Annotated in this window: 18 protein-coding genes; 4 read left to right on the plus strand and 14 right to left on the minus strand. The window is 65.3% G+C overall.

Annotation, left to right across the window (positions count from 1 at the left end):
• From LCM4576_RS11225 to LCM4576_RS11240, 4 genes are all read right to left on the minus strand, one after another.
• A complete protein-coding gene (locus tag LCM4576_RS11225) occupies positions 1 to 1,086 on the minus strand; it encodes an ABC transporter ATP-binding protein (RefSeq protein ID WP_071032177.1) in 1,086 nt (361 codons plus the stop codon).
• Positions 1,083 to 2,042 carry a carbohydrate ABC transporter permease gene (locus tag LCM4576_RS11230; protein WP_071032178.1) on the minus strand — a complete coding sequence of 320 codons (960 nt, stop codon included), beginning with the start codon at positions 2,040 to 2,042 and terminating at the stop codon, positions 1,083 to 1,085. The genes LCM4576_RS11225 and LCM4576_RS11230 overlap by 4 nt, the downstream gene beginning before the upstream one ends.
• Positions 2,039 to 2,899 carry a carbohydrate ABC transporter permease gene (locus tag LCM4576_RS11235; protein ID WP_040984053.1) on the minus strand — a complete coding sequence of 287 codons (861 nt, stop codon included), beginning with the start codon at positions 2,897 to 2,899 and terminating at the stop codon, positions 2,039 to 2,041. Before LCM4576_RS11235 ends, LCM4576_RS11230 begins: the two co-directional genes overlap by 4 nt.
• Positions 2,900 to 2,979: 80 nt before the next feature.
• On the minus strand, positions 2,980 to 4,593 hold the full coding sequence (locus tag LCM4576_RS11240) for an extracellular solute-binding protein (RefSeq protein ID WP_071032179.1): 1,614 nt from the start codon (positions 4,591 to 4,593) through the stop codon (positions 2,980 to 2,982).
• Positions 4,594 to 4,945: 352 nt separating this feature from the next.
• On the opposite strand from LCM4576_RS11240, the gene LCM4576_RS11245 reads away from it, so the two are divergent.
• Positions 4,946 to 5,974 (plus strand): LacI family DNA-binding transcriptional regulator, encoded by a 1,029-nt coding sequence (locus tag LCM4576_RS11245; protein WP_071032236.1) that lies wholly within the window; start codon positions 4,946 to 4,948, stop codon positions 5,972 to 5,974.
• Between the two features lie 33 nt (positions 5,975 to 6,007).
• Here LCM4576_RS11245 and LCM4576_RS11250 read toward each other — a convergent pair whose 3' ends face one another.
• From LCM4576_RS11250 to LCM4576_RS11285, 8 genes are all read right to left on the minus strand, one after another.
• Positions 6,008 to 7,072: an ABC transporter ATP-binding protein gene (locus LCM4576_RS11250; protein WP_071032180.1), complete on the minus strand. Its 1,065-nt coding sequence runs from the start codon at positions 7,070 to 7,072 to the stop codon at positions 6,008 to 6,010.
• Positions 7,072 to 7,860 carry an ABC transporter permease gene (locus LCM4576_RS11255; RefSeq protein WP_071032181.1) on the minus strand — a complete coding sequence of 263 codons (789 nt, stop codon included), beginning with the start codon at positions 7,858 to 7,860 and terminating at the stop codon, positions 7,072 to 7,074. The genes LCM4576_RS11250 and LCM4576_RS11255 overlap by 1 nt, the downstream gene beginning before the upstream one ends.
• Positions 7,860 to 8,729 carry an ABC transporter permease gene (locus LCM4576_RS11260; protein WP_071032182.1) on the minus strand — a complete coding sequence of 290 codons (870 nt, stop codon included), beginning with the start codon at positions 8,727 to 8,729 and terminating at the stop codon, positions 7,860 to 7,862. Before LCM4576_RS11260 ends, LCM4576_RS11255 begins: the two co-directional genes overlap by 1 nt.
• 28 nt (positions 8,730 to 8,757) lie before the next feature.
• Positions 8,758 to 9,822 (minus strand): ABC transporter substrate-binding protein, encoded by a 1,065-nt coding sequence (locus LCM4576_RS11265; RefSeq protein ID WP_071032183.1) that lies wholly within the window; start codon positions 9,820 to 9,822, stop codon positions 8,758 to 8,760.
• Positions 9,823 to 9,861: 39 nt separating this feature from the next.
• Positions 9,862 to 10,836 (minus strand): PfkB family carbohydrate kinase, encoded by a 975-nt coding sequence (locus LCM4576_RS11270; RefSeq protein ID WP_071032184.1) that lies wholly within the window; start codon positions 10,834 to 10,836, stop codon positions 9,862 to 9,864.
• Positions 10,833 to 11,864, minus strand: coding sequence for an ADP-ribosylglycohydrolase family protein (locus LCM4576_RS11275; RefSeq protein ID WP_071032185.1), 1,032 nt, complete (start codon positions 11,862 to 11,864; stop codon positions 10,833 to 10,835). Before LCM4576_RS11275 ends, LCM4576_RS11270 begins: the two co-directional genes overlap by 4 nt.
• A 2-nt stretch (positions 11,865 to 11,866) precedes the next feature.
• Positions 11,867 to 12,592, minus strand: coding sequence for a GntR family transcriptional regulator (locus LCM4576_RS11280; RefSeq protein WP_071032186.1), 726 nt, complete (start codon positions 12,590 to 12,592; stop codon positions 11,867 to 11,869).
• Between the two features lie 171 nt (positions 12,593 to 12,763).
• The gene (locus LCM4576_RS11285) at positions 12,764 to 13,534 is read right to left on the minus strand and encodes an IclR family transcriptional regulator C-terminal domain-containing protein (RefSeq protein ID WP_071032187.1); all 771 of its coding nucleotides are present in this window, start codon (positions 13,532 to 13,534) and stop codon (positions 12,764 to 12,766) included.
• A 102-nt stretch (positions 13,535 to 13,636) separates the two neighbouring features.
• Between LCM4576_RS11285 and LCM4576_RS11290 the strand changes: the two genes are divergently transcribed.
• Genes LCM4576_RS11290 through pcaF form a run of 3 tightly spaced genes read left to right on the plus strand, consistent with a single transcriptional unit; the run spans position 13,637 to position 16,500 of the window.
• Entirely contained in the window at positions 13,637 to 14,494 is an 858-nt protein-coding gene (locus LCM4576_RS11290; RefSeq protein WP_071032188.1) for a CoA transferase subunit A, read from the plus strand.
• Complete coding sequence (locus LCM4576_RS11295; RefSeq protein ID WP_071032189.1) at positions 14,491 to 15,294, plus strand: CoA-transferase subunit beta; 804 nt, start codon at positions 14,491 to 14,493, stop codon at positions 15,292 to 15,294. Before LCM4576_RS11290 ends, LCM4576_RS11295 begins: the two co-directional genes overlap by 4 nt.
• Positions 15,295 to 16,500: a 3-oxoadipyl-CoA thiolase gene (gene pcaF, locus LCM4576_RS11300; RefSeq protein ID WP_071032190.1), complete on the plus strand. Its 1,206-nt coding sequence runs from the start codon at positions 15,295 to 15,297 to the stop codon at positions 16,498 to 16,500.
• Between the two features lie 13 nt (positions 16,501 to 16,513).
• Here the strand turns inward: pcaF and pobA are convergent, their stop codons facing one another.
• Together pobA and LCM4576_RS11310 are read right to left on the minus strand one after the other, a co-directional pair.
• On the minus strand, positions 16,514 to 17,686 hold the full coding sequence (gene pobA, locus LCM4576_RS11305) for a 4-hydroxybenzoate 3-monooxygenase (protein WP_071032191.1): 1,173 nt from the start codon (positions 17,684 to 17,686) through the stop codon (positions 16,514 to 16,516).
• Complete coding sequence (locus LCM4576_RS11310) at positions 17,686 to 18,738, minus strand: 3-carboxy-cis,cis-muconate cycloisomerase (RefSeq protein ID WP_071032237.1); 1,053 nt, start codon at positions 18,736 to 18,738, stop codon at positions 17,686 to 17,688. The genes pobA and LCM4576_RS11310 overlap by 1 nt, the downstream gene beginning before the upstream one ends.
• Between the last annotated feature and the right edge of the window lie 10 nt (positions 18,739 to 18,748).

The following is an 18,748-nucleotide window of genomic DNA, read 5'->3' on the forward strand; positions in this document are numbered from 1 at the left end:
TCAGCCCGCCTTCACTGCGAGGCCGGTGGAAGCATCGAAGACGCGCACCGACGAGGCCGGCGGCGCAAAGGTCGCCGTCTGCCCGACCGACAGCCCGACATCGTTCTCGAACACCGCCTTCACCGCGCTCTCGCCTTCGCCGAGATGGACGATGGTGCGCGCGCCTATGCGCTCGACGAAGCTCACCGGCATCGAGAGCCCGCGCTCGGCAAGCGCCACTTGCTCGGGCCGGAAGCCGTAGAGCACGTCGCCGCGCGCCGCGCGCACGGCCGAAGCCAGTTCACCCGGCAAGGGCGGCGTGACGCCAAGCGGTCCGAGATCGATCACCAGTCCGCGGTCACTTTCCGCCGGGCTGCCCTTGAGCAGGTTCATGCCCGGTGCGCCGATGAAGCGCGCGACGAAGACATTGGCCGGATTGTTGTAGACCTCGAGCGGCGTGCCGACCTGCTGCAGCACGCCATGGTCCATCACCGCGATGCGGTCGGCCATGGTCATGGCCTCGAGCTGGTCATGCGTGACATAGACCATCGTCTGCCTGAACTGGCGCTGCAGCTGCTTGAGCTCGGTGCGCATCACCGCGCGGAAGGCGGCGTCGACATTGGAGAGCGGCTCGTCGAGCAGGAAGATCGCCGGCTCCATGATCGCCGAGCGGCCGATCGCCACGCGCTGCAGGATGTTGACCGACAGCCTGTCAGCCTTGCGGTCGAGCAATGGCGTCAACTGCAGCATCTCGGCGATGGCGCCGACGCGGCGGTCGATCTCGGCCTTGGCGGCGCCACGCATCCTGGGCCCGTAGGCCAGGTTCTGCCGCACCGTCATATGGGTGAAGATGGCGTAGTTCTGGAAGACGAAGCCCACGCCGCGCCGTCCCATCGGCACGCCGGCCATGTCGCGCTCGCCGAACAGGATCTTGCCGCTGGTCGGCTCTTCCATGCCGGCGATCATGTTCATCGTCGTCGATTTGCCGCAGCCCGAAGGTCCGAGCAGCGCCATGAACTCGCCATCGGCGATCTCGAGGTCCATCGTCTTCAGYGCGGTGAAGTCGCCGAACTTCTTGACCAGGTTTTGCAAGTGGATCGCGCTCATGCCGGCTCCTCCCGGCTCTTCGACATGCGCTTCATGGCGTAGACCGCGACGATCGAGAGCACGATCAGGATAGCCAGCGCGATCGCCGCCACATAGCCCCAGATCAGGTCCTGCGTGGTGACCTTGTAGATATAGACGGAGATCGTCTCGGTGGCGACGCCGGGGCCGCCGCCGGTCATGATGTAGAGCGTGTCGAATATCTTGAAATTCTCGATCACCCGGATCGCCAGCGCGATAATGATGATCGTCTTCATCTTCGGCAACACGATCGTGGTGAAGCGCTGCCAGGCATTGGCGCCGAGCAGCGTCGCGGCCTTCATCTGGTCCTCCGGCACGCCGACCAGGCCGGCGAGCAGAATGAGGAACATCAGCGGCGTCCACTGCCAGATGTCGGYGATCATGACGGCRATCAGCGCCAGGGTCGGAYCCGACAGCCAGGCGATGGTGACCGGCGCGCCAACGATCCGTGACAGGATGTCGTTCACCGGACCGCCCGACTGGAAAAGCATGAAGAACATGTAGCCGGCGACCGCGGGCACGACCATCATCGGCATCAAGAGGATCGAATAGAAGATGCGCTTGCCGGGAAAATCGTCGGCGAACAGCGTCGCCAGCGCGAGGCCCAGCAGGAACTCCGCCGGCACGCAGACCAGCATGACGATCGCGGTACGCTGCAGCGCGCTCCAGAAGCGCGTGTCGGCCGCGAGGTCTGTGTAGTTGGCGAAGCTGTTCCACATCTCCCAGGCGTTCCACCAGCCGACACCCGACAGCGGCGACCAGTCGGTGACGCTGATGTAGAGCTGCATCAGAAGCGGAAAGGCCGAGATGAACAGCACCAGGATCTGCGCCGGTAGGGTCAGGCGAAAGCCCAGCCGCGCGCCCTCGTCCCGCTGGGCCGGCTTGGCATGCACGGCGCCCATCTTGTCCTCCGCAATCGTCGCCGTCACCGCGCTCATTGCTTGAGCGCTCCGAAGGTCAGCCCACGCACCAGGTGACGCTGGATGGCGATGCCCATGATCACCGGCGGYACCGCCGCGATCAGGCCGAGCGCGGCCTTGGCGCCGTAGAGCTGTCCAGTCATCGAGGAGGACAACGACGCCATATAGACGGGGATCGTCACCCATTCGCGCGTCGTGAGCAGCAGCGCGATGAGATAATCCGACCAGTTGAGGATGAACACGAAGAGCGCAGCGCTTGCCAGAGGCGCGCGCATCATCGGCAGCGTGATGCGGGTGAAGACGCGCAGCCGCGAGCAGCCCTCGACGAGGGCCGCCTCCTCGATCTCACGTGGCATGTCGTCGAAGAAGGTCTTCATCAGCCAGAAGGCGAAGGGCAGCGTGACGATGCCGTAGATCAGCGCCAGTCCCCACCACGTGTCGTTGAGATTGAGGAACGCCCACATGATCATCACCGGGATCATGACGGCCATCGGCGGAAACAGCCGGAGCTGGATCAGCGCCAGCGGCAGGTTCTGGCCGGAGCCGAAGCGCGACAAGCCATAGGCTGCGGCGGTGCCCGCCGACATGGCGATCACGGTTCCGAACACCGCCGACAAGAGCGACGACAGGATCGGCTTCACCGCCGTGTGGTCGAGCGCGACGATCAGGTCGTTGGTTGAGTGGCCGAACACGAACTGGAAATTGGCAAGCGTCGGCTGCTTCGGCCACCAGGTCAGGTCGGCGCCCGTCGCCGACCACTCGCCGATCGGCTTGAAGGCCATCGACACCATCCACAGGATCGGCACCAGCGTCACCGCCATCGCCGCGAGGATCGCGGCGTAGCGGAATATCTCGAAAGGAACGGAACGCTTCATCTGGCTGCTTTGCTGGTGGCGTTAGGAAGGAGGGGAAGAGCTGACGCCCCTCCCCTCCGGTTCTGATCCAGGGAGGCGGATCAGCTGATCGGATCGAGAACGGTCGGCCAGGCCTCCTTGTTGGTCTTGATGGCTTCGAGGAGCTTGTCCTCGCCGATGCGGCGCGCGATCTTCTTCCACTCCCGCTCTGTGTCGGCCATCGCTTGCTCCGGCGTCTTGGCCTTGGTCAGCGAGGCCACGAGGTTCTCGTCGAGCGCATTGTGGAAGGCGGTGGYGCCGGGATAGTTGATGGTTGGCACCGTGCGCGCCACCGTCTCGCGCACCACGTCCATGTGGTAGGCGTGATAGGTCTGGCGTACCAGCGGATCGGCGAAGTCCGACAGCCGGAACGGATCGAGATAGCCGCCGGGATTGGCGCTCATCCAGGCATAGATGCGGGCCGAGCCGAGCCACTGCAGCAAGAGATAGGCCGCCTCCGGATTCTTCGACTGCGACGAGACCATGCCGGTCAGCGAGAACCAGAGCACCGAGCGGCTGATCAGCTTGCCGTCGATCTCGCGTCCCGGCGGCAGCATCGAGCCGATCTTGCCGGTGACGGCGGAATCCTTGTTGCYGGCATTGTCGAGGAATTTCGGCAGGTTGGAGAAGGCGCAGGTCATCGCCGCACCGCCCTYGGCGAAATTGCCATACTGCTCCGGYCAGCCCCACGAGATCGCGTCCGGCGAATGGTGCGCCAGCGAATCCACATATTCCTTCGTCGCCGCGATGCCTTGCTCGGAATTGATCAGCGGCTTGCCGTCGTCGCCGAACAGGAACTGGTTGGGCGAGGCCATCGAGACATAGCGCTGGTACCAGTTGGTGTAGCCCCAGCCCTGGTTGCGCAGATCGGTCGAGCCGAACAGGCCCTTGTCCGGCCGCTGGAAGAAGGCCGCGACATCGCCGTGCTGCTTCCAGGTCTTCGGCGGCGCAAGATCGTAGCCGTATTTGTCCTTGAACGCCTTCTGCTCGGCGGCGTCGCCGAACAGATCGGTGCGGTAGACCCAGGTCTGGAAATCGCCGTCCAGCGACACGCCATAGGTCGAGCCGCGATACTGGTTGAGCAGCGACACGCCCTTGGCGCCGTTGACGTAGCCCTGCTTCGGGTCGTCCCACTCCGGCTTGTGCTTGGCGACGAAGTCGTCGAGCTTGGCGATGCCGCCGGTTTCGGCGAGATCGCCAAGCCGGTTCCATTCGGTCGAGTAGATGTCGTAGGCCCCACCCTTGGTGGAGATGTCCTGCATCGTCTTGGTGAATTCCTGGCCGTTCGGCAGGCCGACGATCTCGATCTGGATGCCGGTTTCCTTTTCCCAGAGATCCTTGATCGACGGCGCGCCGGCCGGGAACGRCTTGGTCAGCTGGCCGATCGAGCCATCGGACAGGCCGAGCACGATCTTCGCCGGCGCCTTGCCGGCCGCCTTCAGCGCCTTGGCCGCCTCGACCGCTCGCCCTTCAGGCGTGTCGGGTCCGTACTGGTAGCGTTCGGCGCCGTCGAAGCCGGTCGGCCCGCCGATCATGCCGGGCGCCAGCGCATCAGCCGCGAAGGCGCGGCCGGGACGAATGAACTGCGGTGCAATACCGGTCGCGGCGACGAACACCGCGGCCTTTCCTCCGGACGCCAGCAGGCGGCGCCGCGACATGCGGATCAAATGAGACATCGAATTCCTCCCTCGGGGCCTGTTCCTCCATGGCCCGCGTGAGGGATATTGACGACAGCGCGTGAAGCCTGTCAACATCATAAATACTCAAAATACGTCATAAGATCGCAAATGAGGGAGAGAATGCAGTCCAACATACCCGGCACCTCGCACCTATTGCTTGGATTTGAGGGGTTCTTGCCGCGATCCGACCGGCTTGGCCCGACCTTCGCCGCCTTGTGTACCGCGCCGGCTTGCGCGCAAGCCAAGGGCGGTTACATCATTTCACATCAGAATCGCGGTCGCTGCTGAGGCGTTTTCCGGAACTGAGTGGACGCTGCGTGATTTTGATGCTTGCGATGAGGTGCTCGACGTGCGGTCAACCCTGACAGACATAGCCCGCGAAGCCGGCGTTTCTCCGGCCACGGTCGACCGTGTGCTCAACAACCGGCCGGGCGTGCGGGCCCGCACGCGCGAGATCGTCATCGAGATGGCGCAGCGCCTGGGCTACATCGCCGAAACGCCGAACGGCGCGCCGCAACGAACCGTGCCGGGGCAGACGATCCGGCTCGACTTCGCRCTGCCGGCCGGCACCAACTCCTTCATCAAGCTCTTGCACCGGCACATCGAGGCTCAGGCGTTGACCCGACCCGATCTCGACGTCCGCGTGACCACCATCGAAGGCTTCAACCCCGACCGGCTTGCCMGTTTGCTGCAGGATCTGCACGGCCAGACGCAAGGCGTCGGCGTCATCGCGCTCGACCACCCGACGGTGCGTGAGGCGATCCGCTCRCTCTCGGCGAGCGACATCAAGGTCGTGACCATCGCCTCCGACATCCTGCATGTGCCGCGGGTCGCCTATATCGGTATCGACAACCGCGCCGCGGGCCGTCTGGCCGGTTATCTCCTCAACCGCTTCATGGGCGCCGGACATCCGGGCAAGGTCGCGCTGTTCGCCGRCTCGCTTGCCTATCGCGGCCATGAGGAGCGCGAGATGGGCTTTCGCCATATCGTCGCCGAGGAATCTCCCAACCTCGAGATCGTCGAGATGCGTGAAATGYTCGACGACCGCGAAAAGGCTTATTCGGAAGCCTCGGCCCTGCTCGAACGCCACCCTGACCTCGCCGCGATCTACAATGTCGGCGCCGGCAACACAGGCATCGCCCGCGCGCTGAAGGAGCGCGGACGCGCGAAGGAGATCATCTTCCTCGGCCATGAGGTGACGGACGGCACCAAGGAGCTTCTGCTCGACGGCACGCTCGACGCGGTCATCGACCAGAACCCGCGCGTCGAGGCCAGGGAAGCGCTCAACATCCTCGCTCACTCCGTCAGGGGATTGCCCTACGAGCTCCACCAGCCGCGGCTGYAAGTGATTTTCCGCGAGAGCATCCCGGAGATTTGAGCCGCCTCTGCCTGGCTTCGAGCATCGGCGTGCTCAGGCCGCAATCAGCACCGTGCTGTCCGGCGACCAGCTGAGCACCACCGGCTGGCCCTCGGCCAGCCGCTCGGCGCCGGTGTTCTGCACGATCACCTTCAACGTCTGGCCATCGCGGTCGACGAAATAGGTGCTGTTGTTGCCGGCGAAGATGCGCTTCGAGACCTGGCCCTTGAGTGTGTTGGCATCGGCTGGATCGGGCTTCGCCCCGCCGGTTGAAATCCGGATGCGCTCGGGCCGGACTGCGCAGCTCGCCTTGGCGCCGGCCGGCACCGATGCGCCTGTCGAAGCCGCGATCGTCGTGCCGTCCGGCAGCTTGATCCCGGAGCCGGTGGCATTGCCGCGAAAGATGTTGGCGTCGCCGAGGAAGGTCGCGGCGAACTCGCTTTGCGGCCGGTCGTAGATCTCCTCCGGCGGCCCTTCCTGCACCAGCCTGCCGTCGCGCAGGATGCCGATGCGGTCGCTCATCGTCAGCGCCTCTTCCTGGTCGTGGGTGACAAAGATGGTGGTGATACCGATCTCGCGCTGGATGCGCTTCAGCTCGATCTGCATATCGACGCGCAGCGCCTTGTCGAGCGCGCCGAGCGGCTCGTCGAGAAGCAGCACGCGCGGCTTGGTGACGATGGCGCGCGCCAGCGCCACGCGCTGCCGCTGGCCGCCTGAGAGCTGATGAGGCTTGCGGGCGCCGAGCTTGCCGAGCTGCACGAGATCGAGCGCGCGTTGCACCTCCGCCGCGATCGCCGCCTTGGCCTCGCCGCGCACCGAAAGGCCGAAGGCGACATTGTCGGCGACGCTCATATTGGGAAACAGGGCATAGTTCTGGAACACCATGCCGATGCGGCGCTTCTCGACCGRCACGCGCTCGACGCTCTCGCCGCCGATGGCGATGCGGCCGGCATCCGGAAAATCGAAACCGGCGATCTGACGCAGCAGCGTGGTCTTGCCGCTGCCGGACGGACCGAGCAGCGCGTAGAAGCCACCATCGGCGAAATCGATCGAGACATCGTCCAGCGCCTTGTGCGCGCCGAAACTGCGGGAGACGTTCGCGACCTGGACGCCAGCCATTATTTCTCTCCGCCGAATTTGAAGAAGCGTGCCGTGAGCAGCATCAGCGCCATCGACACGACAATGATGATCGTCGAGACCGCATTGATCTCCGGGGTAAAACCCTTGYGGATCGCGGCATAGATCTCGACCGGCAATGTCGTCTGGCCGGGCGTCGACAGAAAGTAGGAGACGACGAACTGGTCGAACGACACGGCGAAGGCGAACAGCCCGCCGGCGATCACGCCGGGCATGATCCAGGGCAGCGTCACGCGCATGGTCACCTGCCACTGGTTGGCGCCGAGCGAGCGCGCGGCTTCTTCGAGCTCCGGCGCGAAGGTCTGCAGCCGCGCCGACACCACGACGATCACATAGGGCAACGCCAGCGCGACATGGCCGAGCAGGATAGCGATGAGCCCGCGGCCGATGCCGACGCCGAAGAAGAAGATCAGCATAGCCGTGCCGGTGATCAGCCACGGAATGGCGATCGGCRGGAAGAGCAGCACCTGCAGGACTTTCTTGCCGCGGAACTCGTAGCGGTAGAGCGCCAGCGAAGCCATCGAGCCGAGCACGGTCGAAATCAAAGTGGTGATGATGGCGATCTCGATGCTGTTCCAGGTCGCCGCGATCAGCTGGTCGTTCTGCCAGAGCGAGGCGTACCAGTCCGTCGTCCACTCGAACGGCAATTGGTAGAAGGGCGAGGCGTTGAAGGACATCGCCGCCATGATGATGATCGGCAGATAGAGGAAGCCGAGCAAAAGCACGATGTAGAAACGCCCGAGCCCTTCGAGGATGCGCGTCGTCGCCATCAGCCGGCCCTCCGCAGCACAGGTGCTGCCAGCGCCAGGATGATCAGCACGACCGCGAGCAGAATGAAGGAAAGTGCTGCGCCCAGCGGCCAGTTGAAGACGGCGACGAACTGGTCCTCGATGACGGTGCCGTAAAAAGTGCCGGTGCGGCCGCCCAGAATGCGCGGCTCCATGAAGGAGCCRACAACCGGCACGAAGATCAGCGCGGCACCCGCGATCAGCCCCGGCATCGACAGCGGGATGATCACCCGCCAAAGCACCTGCCGCCGCGAGGCGCCAAGTGAGCGGCCGGCTTCGATCAGCGAGTCGTCAATGGYCTGCAGCGTCAGATAGCAGGTCAGCACCATGTAGGGCACATAGGAGTGCACCAGGCCGATGATGACGGCCGGATAGGAATACATGAGGTCGATGTTGATCTTGAACGGCAGCACCGCGTTGAGCGCGGTGTCGAGGATGCCGCCTTCGCGCAGCACCATGGCCCAGGAGAAGATGCGCACCAGCCCGTTCGACCAGAAGGGCAGGATGACGAGCAGGAAGATCGCCTCGCGGCTGCGCCCTTTCAGCACCTTGGCCAGCACATAGGCCGCCGGGTAGCCGATGACGACGCACCAAAGTGTCACCTCGAGCCCGAGCCGCAGCGATGAAAGCAAAAGCCGCGAATAGAGGCTTTGTGAAAAGAAGGCCGCGTAATTGCCGAGCGTGAACGACCACTCTTTGCCCGCCAGCGGCAGGTCGGTCATGAAGGAGAAGAACACCATGGCCGACAGCGGCAGGAAGATCGCCAGCGTCAGCCACAGATAGGCGGGAAGGAGAAGCGGCAGCGCCGGCTTCAGTCCGCTTCGCGAACCGATCGCAAGCTCGTCAGCCATTCTGCCTCTCCTCCCCGAAAGACATCGATTACTTCACGTTGACCTTCAGCTCCTGCCACAGCGCCAGGTACTTTTCGCGCTGCTCGTCGGTGATCGGCGCCTGGAACTGGATGCGCTTGGCGACCTCGGGGCTGCCCATGACCTTGCGGTTGAAGGCATCCTCCGGCAGYGAGTCCACCGCCTTGGTGTTGGCCGAGACCGGCGCGCCGACCTTGGTGACCCATTCGACATAGAATTTCGGGTCGATCATGTAGTTGATGAAGGCCTCGGCGCCGGCGACGTTCTTGGAACCGACGGGGATTGAGAAGGCGTCGAGCCAAGCGACGGCCCCTTCCTGCGGAATGACCAGCGAGACCGGCAGCTTGAAATGCGTCTTGGCGCGGTCGGCCGAGCCGCTCCAATAGGTGCCGATATCGATCTGGTTGGAGGCGACCATCTGGTTCCAGTCGTTCTCGGAGCTCCAGAAGGTCTTGATCTGCGGCATCAGCGAGGTGAGCTTCGCCTTGACCGCGTCCATATCCTTGATGTCGTTGATGTTCTGACCCGAGGCGATCGCGCCGAACTGCACCGCCTCGACGGYGTCGTCGCGGATGATGACGCGGCCCTTATGCGCCGGGTCCCACATTTCGGCGATCGACGTCGGCGGCTTGTCGAAGGACTTGTCGTTGATGGCCAGAGCCGTCAGGCCCCACACCCACGGCACGCCATAGACCTTGCCGTCATGGTTGAGCATCGGCGAGCCGGCCTTGTCCTTGGCGATGTCGGCATAGTTGGAGAGCTTCGAGACGTCGATCGGCTGGATCAGCTTGYCGGCCATCGCCTGGTCGTTGAAGGCGRCATTGATCATCACGACGTCGTAGAGGCCGGGATTGGTGCGGATCTTGGTCAGCATCTCCTGTTCGGAGTTGAAGAAGTCGTTGACCACCTTGTAGCCGGTCGCCTTCTCGAAATTGGCGACCGCCCACGGCTCGTCGGCRCCATAACCTTTCCAGTTGAGCACATGCACTTCCTCGGCGGCTTGTGCTGCCAGCGTGAAGGCGGAGACGAAGACGGCGGTGGCCGTCAGGAAAGCGGTCAGTCTGGGCATGCGCATGTTCTTTTCCTCTCATTGTTCGCCCGGTTGACGGGCTTGTTAAGTTGCGGTCGTTTCCCCCCGGCCAGGCGCGGTCATCGCTTCGCCGCGCTCGGCCAGGAATTCGAGGATGTCCATGTCGGTCGGCGCCGAGGACCCGCCATGGCGGGTGACCGAAAGCGCGGCGGCCGCATTGGCGTAGCGTGCCGCCTCGCAAGGGGACATGCCGCGCGAAAGGYCGCTGACGAAGGCGCCGATATGCGTGTCGCCGGCCCCGTTGGTGTCGACCGCCTCCACCTCGAAACCCGGCACCGCGCGGGTGCCGCCGTCGGCCATGCGCACCAGGCAGCCATGCGCGCCGGCGCGGATGACGACGCCTTCGGCCCCCGTGCAGTGCTCGGCCAGCAACCGGATGGCCACGGTCTGGGCATCGCCGGCGCCGGCGATCTCGGCGGCCTCGTTGGTGTTGCAGCTCAGCCAGGTCGTGCGCGCCAGCACCCTGTCCAGGATCGGGCGCGGAATATCCGCGATCACCGGCGTTGGATCGAAGACGAAGGGAATGCCTGCCGGCAACGCTTCGATCCAATCGGCGAGCGCATCGCGGCTGCCGGGATAGCTCAGCGTGTAGCCCGAGGTGAAAACCCAATCGCCTGGAACGGCTTGCACCGGCTTCATCATGTCCGGCGTGAGCCGGCTTTCGGCGCCCGGCCAGGAGACGAAGGTGCGCTCCGCGTCACCGCTGATCATGGCGACGCAATTGCCGCTGTCCATCAAGGGCGACGGCGGCATCAGCGTCTCGATGCCTTCGGCGGCGAAGGCGGCGCGCAGGAAGTCTCCGTCCGGCCCGGTGCCGAGCTGGCCGCCGAACACCACCTTCATGCCGGTGCGGCCTGCCGCGACCATCATGTTGAAGCCGCCRCCGGCGACGCGAGCATAGCTCGACGCGGTCTTTTCCGTGCCGGCCGCCGGCAAGGCGTCGATACGGTAGACATAGTCGACCACCGCGCTGCCGACATGGACGAGCCGCCCGCTCACGCCGCGTCCTCCTTGCCTGAACCAGCCTTGGAGCGGCGCGCCGCGACCAGATCCTCAGCCAGCGCACGAACCTCCGCGATGTCGATGCCCTTCAGTTCCGCAATGCGATCCTGCGGCAGCTCCGACAGGCCGGCGCAGGCGCCGGCCATGCCGGCGGCAATCGCCCCGATCGTGTCGGTATCGCCACCGAGATTGGCGGCGATCACGGCAGCCCGCCAGGCATCGCCTTGCGCGACCTCCAGCACCGCGAATGCCGCAGGCACCGATTCCTGGCTGGCGACGCCGGTGCCGACGAGGTCGACGATCAGCTTGATGGCTTCCTTCTCCGCCTTGCCGCGGACAAGCTCCTGCGCCCAGAGGATGCGCGCGGYGATATCGCCGCCGGTGACCCAATGGCCAAGCGTGGCGCCAAGTCTCGCGGCCGCGACCCCATGACCGGAAGCGGCGCGCCAGTCGCTGCCCGAAATGCCAAGGCTGACTGCGGCGGCAACGGCACTGGCGGAAGCGATCGCGATGGATGTGTTGTGCGTGGCCCGGCAGGTTTCCGCCACCTTGGCGACCAGTGCCGCGAGCGGCTCCGGCGGCATCATGATACCGACCGGCGCGATGYGCATCGCAGCGCCATTGGTGTCGCCGCCGCGCCCGGCCTCTTCGGCCGGCACGCCGCTGTTGATGGCGTCGATGGCGCGCTTGGTCGACGGTCCAAGCAGGTCGTAGCTGCCGCGCGCCTTGACGTCGCGCTCCCAGTCGAGCAGCGCGTTGACCCAGCGCGCATGGTCGAAGCGGTCGCCGGACTCGACGAGGATGCGGCCAAGCAGCAGCGCCTGTTCGGTGTCGTCGGTGATAGCGCCGGCCGGCAGCCCCTTCGACACCGGGTGATCGGCCCTAGGCGCGACGAAACCCTCGACATGGCCGTAGAACGCGGCAATGCGGGCCGGCGAAAGCAACTGCGTCGGCATGCCCAACGCATCGCCAAGCGCCCCGCCGACCAGCGCGCCCATTGCACGATCCATCGCGTCAGCCGCCATGCTCAGAACTCCAGATGCAGCGCGAAATGCGCGGGGTTGAGCAGGCTGGTAACGAATTCGATGGCGCGTCCGTCGGCGGCGCGCGTCAGGCGACGCGTGCGCAGGAACGGCGTGCCGGGCGCGCAGGCGAGGATTGCCRCATCGGCCGCGCTCAGCATCTCGATGTCGACCCACTCCTCGCCATGGTCGGGAACAAGCCCTGCGCCGCGCAGCGTCTGGTGCAGCGTGCCTTCGCGCAGGCCGCGCAGGGGAATGTCCTCCAATTCGGGCGACAACGGCAGGCGGCTGCGCTCGATCGAGATGGCGTGGCCGTCATCGGCATTGGTACGGGCGCGGTCGACGGCGATGAAGGACGAACTCTTGACCCCGAGCCTGGCCGCCAGCTCGGCGTCCTCGATAATCTCGAGCCGCAGGGTGCGGGTCTCGGCATTGGCGCCCGCATTGGCCAGCGCGCGCGACCAGCCGATCGCGTCATCGACCGGCATGCCGTCGAAGGTCACGAAGGAGCCGATGCCGACCTTGGTGGTGATCAGCCCGCGGCTCGACAGTTCTTCCAGCCCCTTGCGCACCGTGTTGCGGCTGACGGAGAAGCGCTGGACGAGCTCGTTCTCGCTCTGCAGGCGGTCGCCGAAGCCAAGCACGCCGGAGCGTATCTCATGCTCCAGTACCGTCGCGATCTGCTCGGGCTTGCCCGTGCCGGGTGAGAGCTGCATCGCGCGACGGGCCATATCGATACCTGTCCAATGAACCTGTATAATCCTGTTCAATATCGTATCCGAAATGAAGCGTCAACGGTTAGCTCCTTCTCCCCGTCTCTATACGGGGAGAAGGTGGCGGCAGCCGGATGAGGGGCGGCGCCGATCTAAGACAATTGGCCGGCTACCGACGACGATCGCGGATCAAACGAAGAAGAATTCCTCCACCCGCCGCTTGGCCYGCCGCAGCACCGGCAGGATGTCGCGCTCCATCGCCTCGACCGAGAAACGCGCCGACTGCGTCGAGACRTTGAWGGCGGCGACGGYACGGCCGCCGCGATCGGCGATCGRCACCGCGATCGAACGCAGGCCGAGCTCCAACTCCTCGTCGACGATAGCGAAGCCGTCCGCCCTCGCCCTGTCGATGGCTTTGCCAAGCGCGGCGCGGCCGGTGATCGTCTTCGGCGTCCGCCGCTCGATGGACGCTTCGGCAAGGAAGGTCTTCAACTCATCCGCCGGCAGGCCCGAAAGCAGCACCCGCCCCATCGAGGTGCAATAGGCTGGCAGCCGCGTGCCGACATCGAGCGCAACATTCAAGATGCGCCGTCCGGGGATGCGCGCGACATAGACAACGTCCTCGCCCGACAGCACCGCAGCGTTGCAGGCTTCGTCGAATTTCCCCGCCACCTCGCGCATGATGGGTGCGGCAAAGGTCCACAGCGATGCGCCGCCGAGCCATGTCCGCGCGACTGTCAAAAGACGCGGCGACAACGAAAACAGCCGGCCGGACTGCGTCGCATAGCCCGTGGCGACCAATGTCAGCAGGAAGCGGCGGGCGCCCGCGCGGGTGAGGTCAGCCTCTTCGGCCATCTCGGTCAGCGTCATGCCGCCCGGATGGCGCGCGAGGATTTCCATCACCGCCAAACCGCGTTCCAGCGAGCCGACATGGTCGCGTGAAATGGATTCCTCTTCCACGAACCTCTCCAGGCCAGCGTTGACTCAATCCAGAGGTTGGAGTTAAAAGTATCTCATATAAAACAGATGTTCGCAATACGAACTTTTTCACGGAGCCTCGAGATGGTCAAATTCCTGCCGCTGAAAGAGGCGGTCGCGGAAAATCTGCACGACGGTGATACGGTCGCCTTCGAGGGCTTCACCCATCTGATCCCGACCGCCGCCGCGCATGAGGCGATCCGCCAGGGCTTTCGCGACCTGACGCTGATCCGCATGACGCCCGACCTGATCTACGACCAGATGATCGGCATGGGCATGGCGAAGAAGGTCGTCTTCTCCTATGTCGGCAATCCAGGCGTCGGCCTGCTCAGGCGCGCCCGCGACGCCATCGAGAACGGTTTTCCGCGCTCAATCGAGGTCGAGGAGCACARCCACGCCGGCATGGCCAATGCCTATGAGGCGGGCGCCGCCGGCCTGCCCTGCGCGGTGTTCCGCGRCTATCGCGGCGCCGGTCTCGCTGCGGTCAATCCCAACATCAAATCGGTCACTTGCCCCTTCACCGGCGAGGTGCTGGCCGCCGTTCCGGCGATAAGGCCGGACGTCACCTTCATCCACGYGCAGAAGGCGGACCGGAAAGGCAACGTGCTGGTCGAGGGCATTATCGGCATCCAGAAGGAGGCGGTGCTGGCGGCAAAGCGCGCCGTCGTGACGGTCGAGGAAGTGGTCGACGATTTCGACGACCTCCACCCCAACCTCACCGTGCTGCCAAACTGGACGATCGCGGCGATTTCCATTGTGCCGGGCGGCTCGCATCCCTCCTACACGCATGGCTACTATGAGCGCGACAACGCCGCCTATCTCGAATGGGACGAGATCGCCGCCGACCGCGACCGCTTCCAGGCGTGGATGCAGAAGAATGTCATCGAGAGCGGCGCGGACGACTTTGCCGGCCGCGTCGAGCGTCTGAGGAAAGCCGCATGAGCGACGCGAAGGATATGGGCTTCACCCCGAACGAGATGATGACGATCGCCGCCAGCCGCGCCTTGAAAAGCGACGATGTCTGCTTCGTCGRCATCGGCGCGCCGTCGGCCGCCTGCAACGTCGCGCGGCTGACGCACGCGCCCGACATCACCTTGATCTACGAGAGCGGCACCATCGGCACCGCGCCCGACGTGCTGCCGCTCTCGATCGGCGACGGCGAATTGTGCGAGACCGCGGTCGCCACCGTCGCGGTGCCGGAGATGTTCCGCTACTGGCTGCAGGGCGGCCGCATCTCGATCGGCTTCCTTGGCGCCGCCCAGCTCGACAAGTTCGGCAACATCAACACCACCGTCATCGGCGACTACGCGCATCCCAAGACCCGCCTGCCCGGCGGCGGCGGCGCGCCGGAGATCGCCACCTCGTCGAGGCAGGTCTACATCACCATGGCCCAGTCGAAGCGCGGCATGGTCGAGAAGATCGACTTCTTCACCTCCTTCGGCCATGGCGACGGCGGCGATCATCGCAAGCGCCTCGGCATCGACACCGCCGGGCCGACGCTCTTGATCACCGACCTCGCCATCTGGAAGCCCGACCCGGTGACCAAGGAGTTCACCGTCGTCTCGTTGCATCCGGGCGTCAGCCGCGAGCAGGTGCAGGAAACCTGTGGCTGGACGGTCAAGTTCGCTGAGGCCCTTGACGAGACGCCGGCGCCGACGGAACTCGAGCTGAAGACATTGCGCGACCTGCAGGCCCGCACCAAGGCGGCGCATCAAGGGACCGCCAAAGGGAAAGCTGCATAAATGACTGAAGCCTTCATCTGCGACTACATCCGCACGCCGATCGGCCGCTTTGGYGGTTCGCTGTCCTCCGTCCGCGCCGACGATCTCGGCGCCATCCCGTTGCGGGCGCTCGTGGAACGCAACAAGGGCATCGATTGGGCAGCGATCGATGACGTCGTCTATGGCTGCGCCAACCAGGCCGGCGAGGACAACCGCAACGTCGCGCGCATGGCACTGCTGCTTGCCGGCCTCCCGCAGGACATTCCCGGTTCGACGGTCAATCGCCTGTGCGGTTCCGGCATGGATGCCGTCACCATCGCCGCGCGCRCCATCAAATCAGGCGAGGCGGAGCTGATGGTCGCCGGCGGTGTGGAATCGATGAGCCGGGCGCCCTTCGTCATGCCGAAGGCCGACACCGCCTTCTCGCGCAATGCCGAGATCTACGACACCACCATCGGCTGGCGCTTCGTCAACCCGCTGATGAAGAAGCAGTATGGCGTCGATTCCATGCCGGAGACCGGCGAGAACGTCGCCGAGGATTTTTCCGTCTCCCGCGCCGACCAGGACGCCTTCGCCGTGCGCAGCCAGGACAAGGCGGTGGCCGCGCAGGCCAATGGCCGTCTGGCGAAGGAAATCACGCCGGTGACCATCCCGCAGAGGAAAGGCGACGCGGTCGTCGTGTCGAAGGACGAACATCCCCGCGCCGGCACGACGGTCGAGACGCTGGCCAAACTGCCGACGCCGTTCCGCCAGGGCGGCACGGTGACCGCTGRCAATGCCTCYGGCGTCAATGACGGCGCGGCGGCCCTCATCGTCGCTTCGGAAGCGGCTGCGAAGAAGCATGGGTTGACGCCGATCGCCCGTATCCTCGGCGGCGCCGTCGCCGGCGTTGCGCCGCGCATCATGGGCATCGGACCGGCGCCGGCCACCAAGAAGCTTTGCGCCCGCCTCGGCCTGACGCCGGAACAGTTCGACGTCATCGAATTGAACGAAGCCTTCGCCTCCCAGGGCATTGCCGTGCTCCGCCAACTCGGAATCTCCGAGAAGGCGGAGCATGTGAACCCCAATGGCGGCGCGATTGCGCTGGGTCATCCGCTCGGCATGTCCGGCGCGCGCATCACCGGCACGGCGGCGCGCGAGCTCAGCGAGCGCGGCGGCAAACTGGCTCTGGCCACCATGTGCATCGGCGTCGGCCAGGGCATCGCCATCGCGCTTGAGCGCGTCTGAGCACGGCGGCCGATCAGTAAGGCAGACCGACGTAGTTTTCGGCCAATGCCGTGGAAGCGGCCTTGGAATGTACCAGGTAATCGAGCTCGGCTTCCTGGATGCGCTGGCCGAATTCGCCTGTCTCCGGAAAACGGTGCAGCATCGTCGTCATCCACCAGGAAAAGCGCACCGCTTTCCAGACACGCGCCAAAGCCTTGGCTGAATAGGCGTCGAGCCCGGCTTGCGACCTCTCACGGTAGAATTCGCGAAGTCCGGCAAAGAGATAGCGCACGTCGCTGGCGGCGAGGTTGAGGCCCTTGGCGCCGGTCGGCGGCACGATATGGGCGGCATCGCCGACCAGGAACAGTTTTCCGAAGCGCATCGGCTCGGCCACGAAGGAGCGCAGCGGCGCGATCGACTTCTCGAAGGACGGCCCGATGATGACGGCGCCCGCTATATGCGGCGGCAGGCGGCTGCGCAACTCGTCCCAGAAGCGGTCGTCCGACCAGTCCTCGACGCGTTCGTCRGCAGGAACCTGCACATAGTAGCGGCTGCGCCGCGGCGAGCGCATCGAGCAGAGCGCAAAGCCTCGCTCGTGATTGGCATAGACCAGCTCATGGTCGGCCGGCRGCACTTCGGCCAGCACGCCCAGCCAGCCGAACGGATAGTGCCGCTCGAACGTCTTCAGYGCGCCTTCCGGCACCGACCTGCGGCTGACGCCGTGATAGCCGTCRCAGCCGGCGATGAAGTCGCAGTCGATGCGGTGCGTGAGGCCGTCCTTGTCGTAGGTGACGAAGGGCGCAGCGCCGTCGAAACCATGCAACGCGACATTCGAGGTTTCGAAGAAAGTCACCAAGCCCGCCGCTTCGCGTTTCTGCATCAGATCGAGCGTCACCTCCGTCTGGCCATAGACGGTGACATGCTTGCCGCCGGTGAGCGCGGTCATGTCGATGCGATGCGCGCGGCCGTCGAAGGCGAGCGAGATGYCGGCATGCTGCAGCCCCYGCGCATGCAGCCTGTCCGCCGCGCCCGCTTCGCCGAGCAGGTCGACCGTGCCTTGTTCGAGCACGCCGGCGCGAACGCGGCCGAGCACATGCTCGCGGCTGGATCGCTCGAGGATGATCGTCTCGACCCCGATCGCGGCGAGCAACTGGCCGAGCAGCAGGCCGGACGGCCCCGAGCCAACGATGACGACCTGCGTGCGCATCAGTGTCCGAGGCTCTCGATCTGCGCGCTCAGCTCGGCCGCAAGCCGCAGCGCGGCCGCGGTCGCCACGACCATTTGCGGCAGGATGAGCCATTCCAGCGTCCAGGCCGCGCCCGAGCGCTCCTGCTCATGCAGCAGCGCCTGGTGCATGCCGGAAAGCTGGACGGCATTGAAGCGCGCCAGCGCCACCAGCGCCTCCGCCTTCACCGGATTCTGCTTGTGCGGCATCGCCGACGAACCGCCACCGCCGGACAGTTTGATCTCGGACCCCATCTGCGCCATCAATGCGACGTCCTGCCCGAATTTGCCGAGGCTTCCGGTAACCAGCGACAGCCAGGAGGCGAACTCGGCGAGCGCGTCGCGCTGGCTGTGCCATTGCGGCGCATCGGCAAGACCGAGCTTCGCGGCAAGCGCGGCGCGGACGGCGGCGGCTTTGTCGCCGAGCTTTTCCAGCGTTCCGGCGGCACCCCCGAATTGCAGCACCAGCAGCCGGCCGGAGAGCTCYTTCAAGCGTTCCTGGTGACGTTCGAGCGGCGCCCGCCACGAAACGATCCGATCCCGTGCGGTTATTGGAATTGCCGGCTGCATGCGCGTCATCGCCATGAGTTCCAGGTTTTCGAACTCCAGCCCCAGCCCGGTGAGGCGCACGACATTCTCGCCGAGCAGCAGGCCGATATGGTCGACGACCTGTCGCAAGCGCAGCACAAGCGAGGTGTCGATGACATCCTGACTGGTGGCGCCGAAATGCACATAGGCATCGTGCGGCGTACCGACCGCGGTTTTGATCTGCCGAACCAGTTCCGGCACCACGACGCCATCCCTGGCGACACCGGCACGCAGCTTCGCCGTATCCGGTCGGAACGATCCCAAGGCTTTCGCAATCGCCGCCCCCGCATCACGCGGGATGACACCCAGCTCCGCTTCCACCTCGGCCAGCRCCCRCTCGAAACCGAGYATCGCGGCGATGTCGGCTTCGACGGAAAAATGCCTGRCCGCCTCCTCGTCGCCGAGCAGGCCGGAAAGCAGCGGATGATCGAAGGGCGAAACGGTCATGGCGGCCACG

It is taken from the genome of Mesorhizobium sp. LCM 4576 (assembly GCF_001854815.1).
Lineage (GTDB): Bacteria > Pseudomonadota > Alphaproteobacteria > Rhizobiales > Rhizobiaceae > Mesorhizobium > Mesorhizobium plurifarium.